General features: G+C 75.6%; 10 protein-coding genes, 1 pseudogene and 1 riboswitch. Of the genes and pseudogenes, 5 read left to right on the top strand and 6 right to left on the bottom strand.

Annotation, left to right across the window (positions count from 1 at the left end):
• Window positions 1-1179, bottom strand: a pseudogene (locus ABD317_RS25390) (5-methyltetrahydropteroyltriglutamate--homocysteine S-methyltransferase); the annotation flags it as partial.
• 201 nt (window positions 1180-1380) lie between these two features.
• Window positions 1381-1610: riboswitch (cobalamin riboswitch) on the bottom strand.
• Window positions 1611-1704: 94 nt separating this feature from the next.
• Between ABD317_RS25390 and ABD317_RS25385 the strand changes: the two are divergent.
• Complete coding sequence (locus ABD317_RS25385) at window positions 1705-2868, top strand: ferric reductase-like transmembrane domain-containing protein (protein ID WP_425582436.1); 1164 nt, start codon at window positions 1705-1707, stop codon at window positions 2866-2868.
• 46 nt (window positions 2869-2914) lie between these two features.
• Here the strand turns inward: ABD317_RS25385 and ABD317_RS25380 are convergent, their stop codons facing one another.
• Window positions 2915-3913: an aldo/keto reductase gene (locus tag ABD317_RS25380; protein WP_344292307.1), complete on the bottom strand. Its 999-nt coding sequence runs from the start codon at window positions 3911-3913 to the stop codon at window positions 2915-2917.
• A 196-nt stretch (window positions 3914-4109) separates the two neighbouring features.
• Here ABD317_RS25380 and ABD317_RS25375 point away from each other — a divergent pair, with 196 nt between their 5' ends.
• Window positions 4110-4874: an SDR family oxidoreductase gene (locus ABD317_RS25375; RefSeq protein ID WP_344292305.1), complete on the top strand. Its 765-nt coding sequence runs from the start codon at window positions 4110-4112 to the stop codon at window positions 4872-4874.
• A gap of 67 nt (window positions 4875-4941) precedes the next feature.
• On the opposite strand, the gene ABD317_RS25370 is transcribed toward ABD317_RS25375, so the two are convergent.
• The 3 genes from ABD317_RS25370 to ABD317_RS25360 form a co-directional block, all read right to left on the bottom strand.
• On the bottom strand, window positions 4942-6090 hold the full coding sequence (locus ABD317_RS25370) for a sigma factor (RefSeq protein ID WP_344292303.1): 1149 nt from the start codon (window positions 6088-6090) through the stop codon (window positions 4942-4944).
• A 199-nt stretch (window positions 6091-6289) separates the two neighbouring features.
• The gene (locus ABD317_RS25365) at window positions 6290-6925 is read right to left on the bottom strand and encodes a hemerythrin domain-containing protein (RefSeq protein ID WP_344292302.1); all 636 of its coding nucleotides are present in this window, start codon (window positions 6923-6925) and stop codon (window positions 6290-6292) included.
• A gap of 110 nt (window positions 6926-7035) precedes the next feature.
• Entirely contained in the window at window positions 7036-7980 is a 945-nt protein-coding gene (locus tag ABD317_RS25360) for a glycoside hydrolase family 19 protein (protein ID WP_344292300.1), read from the bottom strand.
• Window positions 7981-8246: 266 nt separating this feature from the next.
• Between ABD317_RS25360 and ABD317_RS25355 the strand changes: the two genes are divergently transcribed.
• The 3 genes from ABD317_RS25355 to ABD317_RS25345 all read left to right on the top strand — a co-directional run bounded on the left by ABD317_RS25355 (window position 8247) and on the right by ABD317_RS25345 (window position 11567).
• On the top strand, window positions 8247-9629 hold the full coding sequence (locus tag ABD317_RS25355; RefSeq protein ID WP_344292298.1) for an SGNH/GDSL hydrolase family protein: 1383 nt from the start codon (window positions 8247-8249) through the stop codon (window positions 9627-9629).
• A gap of 153 nt (window positions 9630-9782) precedes the next feature.
• Entirely contained in the window at window positions 9783-10202 is a 420-nt protein-coding gene (locus tag ABD317_RS25350) for a DoxX family protein (protein ID WP_344292296.1), read from the top strand.
• Between the two features lie 135 nt (window positions 10203-10337).
• On the top strand, window positions 10338-11567 hold the full coding sequence (locus tag ABD317_RS25345; protein WP_344292294.1) for a lipase family protein: 1230 nt from the start codon (window positions 10338-10340) through the stop codon (window positions 11565-11567).
• A 14-nt stretch (window positions 11568-11581) separates the two neighbouring features.
• Here the strand turns inward: ABD317_RS25345 and ABD317_RS25340 are convergent, their stop codons facing one another.
• Complete coding sequence (locus tag ABD317_RS25340; protein WP_344292292.1) at window positions 11582-12112, bottom strand: hypothetical protein; 531 nt, start codon at window positions 12110-12112, stop codon at window positions 11582-11584.
• Between the last annotated feature and the right edge of the window lie 601 nt (window positions 12113-12713).

Raw genomic sequence — 12713 nt, 5'->3', positions numbered from 1 at the left:
GGCCGCGGACAGCGCGTCGATGTCGCGCAGCACGGTGCGGGTGGAGACCTCCAGCCCGCGGGCGAGCGTGACGACCTCGGCGCACTTCTGCCGGGCGAACGCCAGCCAGCGCAGCAACTGCGGGTCGAGGTCCCGCTCGGCCGCCGTGTCGAGCGGGACGTGCAGCAGGGAGCAGGAGGCGGCGACGTCGACCCGGTCGGCGAGCCCGAGGAGGGTGCCGAGGGTGGCCAGGGCCCGCTCCAGGTCGCAGGCCCACACGTTGCGGCCGTCGACGACGCCGGCGACGAGCCGCTTGCCGGGCAGTCCGCCGGCGGCGGCCAGCGCGTCGAGGTTCGCGGCGGCGGCGCCGGTGAAGTCGAGCGCGAGTCCCTCGACGGGCGCCTTGGCGAGTACGGGGAGGGCGTCGCCGAGGCGGTCGAAGTACGAGGCGACGAGCAGCGCGGGCCGGTCGGCGCGGGCGCCGAGTTCGCGGTAGGCGCGCTCGGCGGCGGCCAGTTCGGCGGGCGTACGGTCCTGGACGAGGGCCGGCTCGTCGAGCTGCACCCACCCGGCGCCGGCCGCGCGCAGGTCGGCCAGCACCTCCGCGTACACGGGCAGCAGCCGGTCCAGCAGCGTCAGCGGCTCGAAGTCCGCGGGCCCGCCGGGCGCGGGCTTCGCCAGCAGCAGGTACGTCACGGGGCCGACCAGCACGGGCCGGGCCGCGCTCAGCCCGGCGGCCAGGGCCTCGGACAGCTCGGCGGTCTGCTTGCCCGAATCGGCGGTGAAGACGGTGTCCGGGCCCAGCTCGGGGACGAGGTAGTGGTAGTTGGTGTCGAACCACTTCGTCATCTCCAGCGGCGGCGCGTCCTGCGTGCCGCGCGCCATCGCGAAGTAGCCGTCGAGGGGGTCGGCCGCGACCGCGTCGCGGTGGCGGCCGGGGATCGCGCCGACCATGACGGTGGTGTCGAGCACGTGGTCGTAGTACGAGAAGTCACCGGTCGGCACCTCGTGGACGCCGGCGCGGGCCAGCTCCCGCCGGCTGGCGCGGCGCAGTTCGGCGGCGGTGGCGCGGAGGCCGTCGGCGGTGACACGGCCCTTCCAGTAGCCCTCGATCGCCTTCTTCAGCTCCCGGCGGGGGCCCTGCCGGGGGTAGCCGTACACGGTCGCCCGTGCTGCCGCGGCTGCGGACTTCGCTGTCACGGAGATCTCCTTCGCGAGATGAATCCCTGAGATCCCGGCGGCGGGAGGAGGGAGAGGAGGCGCGAAGGGGGCGGCGCGGCACGCACCCGCGGTGCCGCGGCGGATCTCCGCCGCGTCGCGGTGCCTTGTGCGTGTGCCCGCCCTGTACGTCACGTGCGCCGACCCGCCCTCGAGGCCACCGGGATGTCCGCGCACGGAACGCCCGCGCGCGGGCAGCAGGCAGGTCTTCGGACTTGCGGGCGGGCCCCTGCGCGCGAAGCTGCGCGCACGGGCGCCTACTGGCCGTCGCTTCCCGGACCCGCCGGGGTCCAGTGCGTATGACGGCGGTCGTTCCCGCTCACCGCTGCGGGGCAGTCCCGGATTCCCACCGGGTTCCCTCTTACGACGCCACCGCCTGGCGGACGGGGCGAACCGGCTGCACCCGCCAGTGTAGGGGCGGCCGCGCCGCCTCCCCGGGAGTTTGACTATGCATAGAAGGTGAGGGGTACGCATCAGGCGGGGTCGACGGTGCGCAGGAGGCGGAGGATGTCGATGAGACATCGATCAGGGCTGCCCGGAACGGCGGGCGAAGAGCGGGACGGTACGGAGCCGGATGCCGGGCAGCGGCCCGGCGGCGCGCGGGACGGCGGCCCGAACGGCAGGCGGGGCGCGAAACGCGCCGGCGGGTGGTTCGACTGGGCGGGGTTCGGGGCCGACGTCCGCGCCGCCGGGACCGACGCCGGCATCGCCCTCGTCGTCACCGGCGCCGTCTTCGCCTGGCTCTACGTGCGCGTCGACAACGGCTCGTCCGCCACCATCCAGGTCATGCCGATGCTCGCCGACGCCGACAAGTACTGGATGTACTGGCTCTGCCAGGCGTTCGGCTGGTCCGGCCTGCTGTGGGCGTACGTCACCATCGTCTTCAGCCTCCTGCGCACCGGCCCGCGCCCCAAGGTCCGCTGGCTGCCGGCCGCCGGGCTGGAGAAGCTGCACCGCACCACCAGTCTGACGACCATCGCGCTGATGTTCATGCACGCGCTGATGTTCTTCCTGGAGGAGGTCCGCGGCAACGAGGGCGGCGCGACCTGGCCCGGCCGGATATGGGACGCCACCGTCAAGGTCTTCATACCCGGCGGCTACGCCACCGGCACCGGACGCATCGCCATCCTCATCGGGCTGCTCGCCTTCTACCTCGCCATCCCGCTGGGCCTGGCGTACTACCTGCGCCAGCGGACCGGCTCACGGATGTGGCGCGCCCTGCACCGCTTCATCATCGTCGTCTACGTCCTCAGCGTCTGGCACACGCTGCTCTACGGCACGAACGTCTGGTACGACGGCACCTTCCGCACCCTGGTCTGGGCGCTGCAGATGCCCATCGCCGCCATGCTGCTCCTGCGCCTCCTCGCCCCCGCCCGCCCCAGCGAACGCCTCCACCTGCGCGGTCCGCGCCGCACCTCCCGCCCGCTGCCCCTGACCGCCCGGGTCGCCGGCCGCCTCGTGGTCGTGGCCACGGTCGCCGGCCTGGCGGCGGTGGTCGCGACGGGGGTGGACGGCGGCCGGACGCCGGACGGGGCGTCGCCGGGGCTGTGGCCGGAGCAGTGGGTGATCTGGGCGGGGCTGCTGGCGCTGACGCTGGTGCTGGTCGCGGTGGTGCACCGGCTGCGGCCGGCGGCGGTGGACGGCCCGGACCGGCGGCCGGTGCCACGATGACGCCCGCGCCGCACGCGACACCGGCCCCCGCTGCCGGGTCCCCGGCCTAAGCCACCTCCGGCGTCGGGATCCGGCGCGGCAGCAGGCCCGTCGACTTCGCCGCCGCCCAGAAGTCCGCCGGCACCGCGTGCGCGAGCGCCCGTGCCGTGCCGGTGACCTCCTCCGGCGTCCGGGCGCCGACGACGACGCTCGTCACCGCCGGGTGGCCGAACGGGAAGCGGACGGCCGCCGCCGCGGGCGGGACGCCGAAGCGGCGGCACAGCGCGTGCCAGTCCGCGACCCGGCGGACGAGGGCCGGGGGCACGGTGGCGTAGCCGTGCGGGGCGCCGGGGCGGGGGTCGGTGAACAGGCCGGACTGGTAGACGCCGGCCGCCATGACGGCGACGCCGCGCGCCGCGCACAGCGGCAGCAGTTCGTCGAGGCCGGTGTGGTCCAGCAGGTTGTACCGGCCGGCGAGCAGCACGCAGTCCGGGCCCGGGGCCGCCGCCTCGCGGAGGTAACGGGCCGCCACCGGGGCGTGGTTGACGCCGATCGACACCGCGCCGACGGTGCCGCGGGCGCGGAGTTCGGCCAGCGCCCGGTACGCGTCCGTGACGGCGGCCGGGAAGTCCTCGTCCGGGTCGTGCACGTGGAGCACGTCGATCCGGTCGAGCCCGAGCCGCAGCAGGCTGTCCTCGACCGAGCGCATCACCCCGGCGTACGAGTAGTCCCGGCGCGGGCCGACGCCGGGCGGCGGGTCGGCCCAGATGGGCTGTGTGTCGGTGCCGCCGGGCACGATGAGCCGGCCGACCTTCGTGCACAGCGCGTACGCGCCGCGGGGGCGGCCGGCGAGCGCGGTGCCGGCGCGGCGCTCGGAGCGCCCGTAGCCGTAGACCGGGGCGGTGTCGAAGAGCCGGACGCCGGCGTCCCAGGCGCGGTCGACGGTGCCCGCGGCGTCCTCGTCGGACACGGGCGCGAACAGCCCGCCGAGGGAGGCGAGTCCCAGGCCGAGGCGGGTGACGGACACCTCGGTGCGTCCCAGGGGTACGACCTCGTCCGCGCGCATCCGGTGCTCCTCCCTCTCGATCCCCCCCGCCCGCACTCTTCGTACCTTCGTACCCGGCCCGTCGCCCCCCGCATCCTCGCCCGGGCGACGTAGGGTGACGCGCCCCACACCTGCGGAGTGTCACGGAACCGGGGGGCGCCGGCATCTCCATGGAGACCGAGCCGAACGGGAGCCGAACGGAAAGGGAGCCCCGCCCATGAACGAGAAGACCCCGCAGTCGAAGGTGGCCCTGATCACCGGCGCGAACAAGGGCATCGGCCGTGCGACCGGCGAACTGCTCGCCGCACAGGGCGCGACCGTCCTCGTCGGCGCACGCGACCCGCGGCGCGGCGAGGAGACCGCCGCGGCGGTACGGGCCGCGGGGGGCGACGCGCACGCGGTCGTGCTGGACGTCACCGACCCGGCCACCGTCCGGGCCGCCGCCGACTGGATCGGCGACCGCTTCGGCCGGCTGGACGTGCTGGTCAACAACGCCGGCATCACCGGGTCGGGGCAGGCGGCGCCGCAGGACGCCCTCGACCGTGTGCCCAGCGCGGTCGACGTGGAACGGGTCCGCGCGGTCTTCGACACCAACGTCTTCGGTGTGATCACCGTGACCAACGCGATGATCCCGCTGCTGCGGCGGTCCGCGGCCGCACGGATCGTCAACCTCTCCACCCACGCCGCGTCGCTGGCGCTGACCGCCACCGTCGACGGGCCCCTGGCCGACCTGCCGTCGGCGGCGTACTCGCCGTCCAAGACGGCGCTGAACGCGCTGACCCTGCAGTACGCGAACGAGCTGCGCCCGGAGAACATCCTGGTCAACGCCGTCGCCCCCGGCTACGTCGACACCGACATCAACGGCCACACCGGCTTCCTCACCCCGGCCGAGGGCGCGGCCGTGGTGGTGCGCCTGGCGACCCTCGGCGACGACGGCCCGACCGGCGGGTTCCTCAGCGCGGACGGCCCGGTGCCCTGGTAGCGGTCGCCGCCCTCCCGGTCCCCGGTCCCCGGTCCCGGGTCCCGGGGCCCGGGTCCCGGGTCCCGGGTCAGTAGACGATGCTGAGGCCGGAGAGGTCGGTCTCCAGCTCGGCGCCGGTGATCTCACCGTCCCGGACGGTGAAGCGGAACGCGATCTGCGGGCGGCCGTCCTGGACCCACACCAGGCCCGCGCCGCCGTCGATGAGCGCCGGGACCGGGGCCCAGGTGCGTACCGTGCAGACGCGGGTGACGGACTCGGTGCCGTTGACCTCGGTGGCCCCGACGACGGCGTCGCCGCGGCGCTCGGCGCGTGCACCGGCGGTGCGGGGGGCCGCCGGTTCCGGGGGCGTCGGGTGCGGCGCCGCGGGGTCCGGGGGTGCCGGGGTCTCGGCGTCCGGGGTCTCGGCGTCCGCGTCCCCGGCCGCCCCGGCGCGCCCCGCGGGGGCCTCGGGACGTACCGGGTGGTCCGGGTCGAGCACCGTCAGCAGCGCCTCGAAGTCGCCGTCGCGGGAGGCCGCGAAGAACGCGCCCGCGATGTCCGCGCCCGCCTTGACCGCGGGGTCCACGCCGTCGTCGCCGGACCCGGCCGCGTCGTAGACGCTCTCGCCGTACGCGCTGCCCGCGGCGCCCTTCCCGGCGTCCTTGGGGTCGCCCGTCGCGCCACCCGTCACGCCACCCGTCACGCCGCTCTTCGCCCCGCCCGCCCCGGGTCCGCCGCCGTACCCGCCCGCCGGGCCGGAGCGGCGCACCCGGTCGCGGGCGCGGCCCGCCAGCCGCAGCGCCGCCGCCAGCGCGCGGTCCACCACCGCCGCGATCTCCTCGAACGGCACGGCGAACATGTCGTGGAGCACGTACGCCAGCCGCTCCGGCGGCGTCAGCGTGTCGAGCACGACCAGCATCGCGAGGCGCACGGAGTCGGCGAGCAGCACCTCCTGCTCGGGGTCGGCCGGCGGTTCGCCCGGCTCGGTGGCGTCCACGAGGATCTCCGGGCGGGCCTTGCGGGACCGGAGCATGTGCAGCGAGACCCGGGCGACGGTCGTGCGCAGACACCCGTCGAGGTCCTTCGCGCGGACGCCGTCGGCGCGGCTCAGTCTGATCCAGCTCTCCTGGACGGCGTCGTCGGCCTCGTCGGCCGAGCCGAGCACCCGGTAGGCCAGGGCGCGCAGGCGGGGGCGGTCGGTCTCGAATCGTGCGGCCAGCCAGTCGTGTTCGTCCATCTGGTCGGGTCCTCTCGGCGACGCCTTCCTTCTGTTGACCGTCGAGAGCGCGCCGATGTGACCGCACCGCGGCCCCCACCTCGCATATGCGGGCCCGGTATGCGGATCCGGTATGCGGTTGCGGCCGGGTCGGGCCCCGCGCGTGGCGGAAGCGCGCGGGACCCGCCCCGGGTCCGCCCCGGGTCCGCCCCGGCGCAGGTCAGCGGCCCGTACCCCACCAGTCCCGGGCCACGAACGCCGGCCGCCACTCGTCCCGGTACGCCGCACGCACCGGCTCCGGCAGGTACGCCAGCGCCGCCGTCCGCATCTTCTCGTCGGCGCCCTCCAGCATCCACGCCGTCAGCACCGGCCCGTCGGCGGCGCCCTTGGCGGCGTGCACTCCGCCGAAGTGCTGCACCTGCGCCGCCGTCAGCGTCCGCTCGATCAGCGGCAGCGTGTCGTCCTCCTCGTGGGTCAGGTGCGCCCGCAGCTTCCCGGCCAGCTCGTCGACGAGCCCGCCGAGCCGCTCGGGCCCGTGGTCGCGGTCGGCCAGCGCCGCGTCGACCGCGTCGAGGAGCGGGTCGATCTGCGCGTGCTCGGCCTCCATCGCGTCCACGACGGCCAGGTCGTCGGGCCGGCCCGCGAGCGCCTCGGTCAGCGGGGGCCAGAGCGCCTCGTCCTCGGCGGTGTGGTGGATGTGCAGGACCTTCTTGAACAGCTCCCAGCCGGCCGCGGCGGCGAGGACACGGCGCGGGTCGTCGTCGGTGCGTGCGGCGGCCTTCACGAGGTGGTCCAGGTCGCGGCGGAGCGCGTCGTGCATCGCGTACATCAGGGTGAAGTCGACGGTGTCACTCATGGTTGGCTCTCCCTTGCTCACCCTTCTGACCGATCAGCGCCGCGGAATGTGAGGCGGCGGGCCCGCAGGAGGGGCGCGGGCCCGCCGGTCTCAGGGGGAGGGCGGGGTGGTCAGCAGCTCAGGTTCGGGCCGGGGCTGACGCCGAGGATCTGCGTGAACTGCGTGTACTTGTTGATGCGGCTCTGGACCTGGGCGGGGTTGCCGCCGTTGCACTCCAGGGCGCCGTTGATCGAGCGGATGGACTCGCCGAAGCCGGCGCCGGTGGTCATCGCCGTGTGCCCGGACATGGAGCCGGGGCCGCTCTGGGTCATCCAGTACCACAGGCCGGTCTGCCACGCGACGGAGGCGTTCCGCTCCACCTGCCAGGGGTTGTTGAGCAGGTCGATGCCGAGGGCGTCGCCGGCGGCCTTGTAGTTGAAGTTCCAGCTGAGCTGGATGGGCCCGCGGCCGTAGTACGCGGCCTGGCCGGCGGGGCAGCCGTAGGGCTGGTTCGCGTCGCAGTAGTGGGGGTAGTTGGCCTGGTTCTGCTCGACGATGTGCACGAGGCCGCCGGTCTCGTGGCTGACGTTGGCGAGGAAGGCGGCGGCTTCGCGGGCCTGGGTGGTGGCGTCGCCGGTGTGGGCGAAGGCGGGGTAGGACCGCATGGCGGTGGTGAGGCCGCTGTACGTGTAGAAGGAGTTCCGGTTCGGGAACATCTGGTTGAACTGGGCCTCCGTCACGAACTCCCCGGGACCGGGGCCGGGATCGCCGCCGCCGTCGCCTTCGCAGGCGCCCTGGTCGGCCCAGACGCCCCACTGCCCGGTGGTCCCGGGCTCCTCGCCCCGGGTCCACCACTTGGCCTGCCAGTTGTGGCCGTTGTGGGAGACGACGTTGCCCTGGGTGTAGACGGCGCCGCTGGACCAGCCGGCCGCGCAGGCGGCGGCGCTGGCGGGGGAGGCGGTGGCGAGGGGGACGAGCACGGCGAGTACGGCCGCCGCGGCGAGCGCGGCGAGGAGTGCCTTGAGCCGTCTGCCGAGCCCGAGGTGCAGGCGTGCGTGTGCGCGTGTGGCTGACACGTCATCACATCCTGTCGGTGGGGGTGTGCTTGGCATGGTGGAGCAAAGCCCATTGGTCTGGACCTGTCAAGGTCTAGACCAACAAATGCCGCGAGTTTCGCACGCAAGCGCCCATCGCGGGGCCGGAGACGCCCCGTTGACCGCCGCCCGGAGCGGCCGTACCGTCCTTCCGTTTGGTTTCTCTGCCGGCCGGGCGGCCGGTTCGACCCGGCGTTCGACGGCGGGCGGCCGGCCGGCGCCCGGCCGCCGAGCCGGGAGGTCCGCACGTGCCCGAAGAAGCCACCCCGCCACCCGCCCCCGATGCCGGTTCCGCCCGCGGCCCCAGCCGGCGCAGCATCGGCCGCGCCGCCGCGGCCGTGGCCGTCACCCCCGTCCTCGCCGGTACATGGCAGGCGCGCACCGCGTCCGCCGCGGAAGCCGGCGCGGAGGCCGGCGCCGGGGGCCGGGGCTGGACCGGCACGTGGGCCGCCGCGGAGACGACGGTGCCCGCGTCCGACGACACCGCCTTCGCCGACCAGACCCTGCGCCAGGTCGTCCACACCAGCACCGGCGGCCGCGCCCTCCGCATCCGCCTCACCAACCGGTACGGCACCGAGCCCCTCGTCGTCGGCGAGGTCCGCGTGGGCCGCGCCGTCCCCGGCGACAGCACCGCGGTGGTGCCCGGCACCGACCGGGCGGTGCGCTTCCGCGGCCGTACGTCGGTGACGCTGCCGCCCGGCACCCGACGGTGGAGCGACCCGGTGCCGCTGGCCGTGCCCGCGGCGGCCGACCTCGCCGTCAGCGTCTACCTGCCGCGGCCGACGCCCGGCGACACGGTGCACAGATCGGCGTTCCAGCGCAACCACGCGGCCGCCGGAAACGTCACCGCGAAGCCCGCCGTCGACCCGCAGCGCACGTTCACCAGCTGGTACTTCCTCGCCGGCGTCGCCGTCGCCGGCACGGCGCCGGGGCAGCACGCGGCCGCGGGCCCGCGCGAGGCGGTCGTCGCCTTCGGCGACTCCATCACCGACGGCTCCGTCACCACCGTCGGCGCCAACCGCCGCTGGCCCGACGTCCTCGCCCGCCGCCTCCGCCAGGAGGCCGGCCGCACCGCCACCGGCGTCCTCAACACCGGCATCGGCGGCAACCGGCTCCTCCGCGACCCCAACCCGCCGCCCGGCTCCAACGCCGAGAACTACGCCCCGTACTTCGGCGAGGCCGGCATCCGCCGCTTCGCCCGCGACGTGCTGGACCAGCCGGCCGCCCGGCACGTCGTCGTCCTCCTCGGCATCAACGACCTCGGCCACCCCGGCCGCGACGCCCCCGTCGACGAGGAGGTCACCGCCGCCGACCTCGTCGCCGGCCACCGCAGCCTCATCCGCCAGGCCCACGCCCGCGGCCTGCGCGTCCACGGCGCGACGCTCCTGCCGTTCGAGGGCGACGACCTCGGCTTCCACACCCCGGAGCGGGAGAAGGTCCGGCAGACCCTCAACGACTGGATCCGCACCGCCGGGGAGTACGACGGCACGGTCGACTTCGACGCCGCCACCCGCGACCCGGCCCACCCGGGCCGGCTGCTGGCGGCGTACGACAGCGGCGACGGCCTGCACCCGAACGACGCGGGGATGGCCGCGATGGCGGCGGCGATCCCGCTGCGCCTGTTCACGTAGCGCCCCGGGAAGCGAGGGGAGGGGCGGTCCGCGGCGATGCGGGCCGCCCCTTTCGTGCGTCATACGGGGGCCCGTGCGGCGCCGCTGCGCTTGACGCGGCCACGCCCGAGGAATAGTTGTGCCCTCCATGACCCCTCGTCTCCGGAGGCTCCGATGGACGTTCTGGTGCTGATCGGCCGCATCCTCTTCGTCCCCCTCTTCCTCAGCTCCGCCGTCGGCCATCTGACGCAGACCAAACAGATGGGGCAGTACGCCGCGGCCAAGGGCGTGCCCGCCGCCGAGCCGGCCACGGCGGGCAGCGGGGTGCTGATGCTGGCCGGCGGGCTCAGCGTGCTGCTGGGGGTGTGGGCGGACCTGGGGGCGCTGCTGCTGGCGGTGTTCCTGGTGCCGACCGCCGTGCTGATGCACGCCTTCTGGAAGGAGGAGGACCCGCAGTCCAAGCAGATGGAGATGATCCAGTTCAACAAGGACATCAGCCTGGCCGGCGCCGCGCTGATGCTGTTCGCGCTCATCTCGTACGTGGGCGACGACCTGGGCCTCACGATCACCGGGCCGTTGTTCGACGTCAGCTGAGGGTACGGCGGCGGGCGGCGCGGGGCCGCCGGGTCGCGCCTGCGCGATGGGTTGACATGTCCGCGGAGACTCCCGTTACTTTACTTACAAGTCAGTAACTTCCGCTGACAGAGCCGCCCACCGAGGAGTTGCCCCATGCATGGCCGTACCCTCCGGCGTGCCATCGGCACGCTCGCCGGCACCACCGCAGCGGCACTCGCCGCCACCCTCGCCCTGCCGCTCACCGCCGCCGCGGCGGCGGAAGACCGGCCCCCGTTCTACGAGCCGCCCGCCGGCCTCCCCGCGGACAACGGCGACGTCATCCGCTCCGAACCGTCCGTCTACCACCTCGACCCGCTCAAGGCCGTCAAGGTCGACGCGAACGTCCAGCGGGTCATGTACCGCTCCACCGACGGCCACGGCGACCCCGTCGCCGTCACCGGCACCGTCATCACCCCCAGGTCCACCTGGTCCGGCCCCGGCGAGCGCCCCGTGATCGGCTTCGCCGCCGGCACCCAGGGCCTCGGCGACGCCTGCGCGCCGTCGCGCCAGCTCGCCAACGGCACCGAGTACGAGGGCCTGTTCGTCAAGGGCCTCGTCGCCCGCGGCTACGGCGTCGCCATGACCGACTACGAGGGCCTCGGCACCCCCGGCCTGCACACGTACATGAACCGCGCCGTCCAGGGCCAGGCCGTCCTCGACTCCGTACGCGCCGCGCAGCGCCTCCCCGAAGCGAACCTCCCCGACGACGGCCCCGTGGCCGTCTACGGCTACTCGCAGGGCGGCGGCGCGGCCGCCTCCGCCGCCGAACTCACCCACTCCTACGCCCCCGACCTCGACGTCAAGGGCGTCGCCGCCGGCGCCGTGCCCGCGGACCTGGCGGCCGTCGGCCGCAACCTCGACGGCTCGCTGTACGCCGCCTTCCTCGGCTTCGCCGTCGCCGGCCTCGCCGAGGGCGCCGACGTCGACCTCGACCCGTACCTCAACGACCGCGGCCGGCAGACCATGGCCGACGCCGCGGACATGTGCCTGGCCGAAGCGCTGCTGCGCTTCCCCTTCCTGCAGACGAAGACGCTGACCTCCGACGGCCGGCCGATCACCGACTACATGGACGAGTCGCCGTGGCGCGAGGTCGTCGCGGAGCAGCGCATCGGCGACCGCAAGCCGGAGGTGCCGGTCTTCGTCTCGCACAGCCTGCTCGACGACGTGATCCCGTACGCGGTCGGCGACACGATGGTCGACGACTGGTGCGCGAAGGGCGCCACCGTGGACTTCTCCACGAACATCGCGCCGACGCACGTGGGCGGCGCCGTGGCGTCGTACCCGGCGGCGTACAGGTGGCTGGAAGGACGGCTGGCGGGCAAGCCGGCGCCGTCCGACTGCTGAGGCCGCCCAGTCGCTCACGCCCCCCGTTCCGGGCGTACGGGACGGGGGGCTTCGCGCAGCAGCGCCGCGCCGGCGAGCTGGAGCACGGCGACGGCGACGAGGAGCCGGGACGGCGCGAGCGCGGACGCCGCGGCGGCGGTCAGGGCCGCACCGGCGGCGCCGGCGGTGGTCTTGAGCCCGGCGCCGAGGGTGAAGACCTGGGTGCGCACCGCGGGCGGGGCGTGGTCGGCACGGATCCGCAGGGTGGCGGCGAGCAGCGGGCCGTCGCAGAGCCCGGCGGCGGCGAAGAGCGCCACGCACAGCGGGTACGGCGCCGCGGCGCCGGCCGCGCCGCCGGCGGCCAGCCGCACGTCGGAGAACCCCGGCGGCCGCCGCGCCGCCGCGAGCGCCCCGGCGAGGGCACCGGCGGCGAGCACGGTGAGCAGCACGCCACCGCCCCCGGGGTAGCCGCGCGCGTCGGCGAGGAGGACGGCGGCGGGGGCGAGCCCGCCGACGCCGACGAAGGCGAGGGAGGTGGCGGCGGTGATCCGCCGCAGCGCGGGCACCCGCCACAGCACCTGTAGCCCGTCGAGGAGTTCCGGCCAGACCGCGGGCCGCCACGGGCGCCGGCAGCGGACGGGCCGGGCGAAGCGGCGCCCGGCGGCGTGCTCCGCGGCGCGGGACCCCCGCCGCCGGTCCTCCGGCCCGTGTGCACGCCACCGGCTGCCCCCCGAGTCCGCCTCGCTGCCGGCGGGCTCCGGGCCCGCCCCACCGGACGGCGACGTACGGCGCTCCGCGACGGCCCGCGAGGCCGCTCCGTCATCGGCACCACACGTACGCGGACGCCACCCGCGGCCCTCCGGCCCGGGCCCGTCGCCCGCAGACCGGGCGTCCGCCCGACCCCCGGGCTCCTCCGCGCCGGACGGCGACGGAGGGGTGCCCGGCACCGCGGAGCGGCACGCGGCGGCGCGGGGACCCGGCCGCCACCGCCGGCGCTCCGGCCCCGGGCCGCCGGAGGCCGGCGGGCGGCCGGCGACCCCGCCTCCGGGGTCCTGAACGGAGGGCAGCTCGTCCGCCTCCCCGCCCGGCTCCCCCACGCCGGGCATCGGAACACCATCGGCACCGAGCACATGCGACCGACCGCCCTCCGGCCCCGGGCCGCCGCGT

It is taken from the genome of Streptomyces synnematoformans, from assembly GCF_039531005.1.
Classification (GTDB): domain Bacteria; phylum Actinomycetota; class Actinomycetes; order Streptomycetales; family Streptomycetaceae; genus Streptomyces; species Streptomyces synnematoformans.
Note: the sequence above shows the minus strand (reverse complement) of the source record. Positions and strands in the feature narration are given on the sequence as shown.

What these genes read in the sequence shown, in the direction of transcription:
- ABD317_RS25385 (WP_425582436.1), top strand. Translation starts at nt 1,705, where the DNA reads ATGTCGATGAGACATCGATCAGGGCTGCCCGGAACGGCGGGCGAAGAG.
- ABD317_RS25380 (WP_344292307.1), bottom strand. Translation starts at nt 3,913, where the DNA reads ATGCGCGCGGACGAGGTCGTACCCCTGGGACGCACCGAGGTGTCCGTC.
- ABD317_RS25375 (WP_344292305.1), top strand. Translation starts at nt 4,110, where the DNA reads ATGAACGAGAAGACCCCGCAGTCGAAGGTGGCCCTGATCACCGGCGCG.
- ABD317_RS25370 (WP_344292303.1), bottom strand. Translation starts at nt 6,090, where the DNA reads ATGGACGAACACGACTGGCTGGCCGCACGATTCGAGACCGACCGCCCC.
- ABD317_RS25365 (WP_344292302.1), bottom strand. Translation starts at nt 6,925, where the DNA reads ATGAGTGACACCGTCGACTTCACCCTGATGTACGCGATGCACGACGCG.
- ABD317_RS25350 (WP_344292296.1), top strand. Translation starts at nt 9,783, where the DNA reads ATGGACGTTCTGGTGCTGATCGGCCGCATCCTCTTCGTCCCCCTCTTC.
- ABD317_RS25345 (WP_344292294.1), top strand. Translation starts at nt 10,338, where the DNA reads ATGCATGGCCGTACCCTCCGGCGTGCCATCGGCACGCTCGCCGGCACC.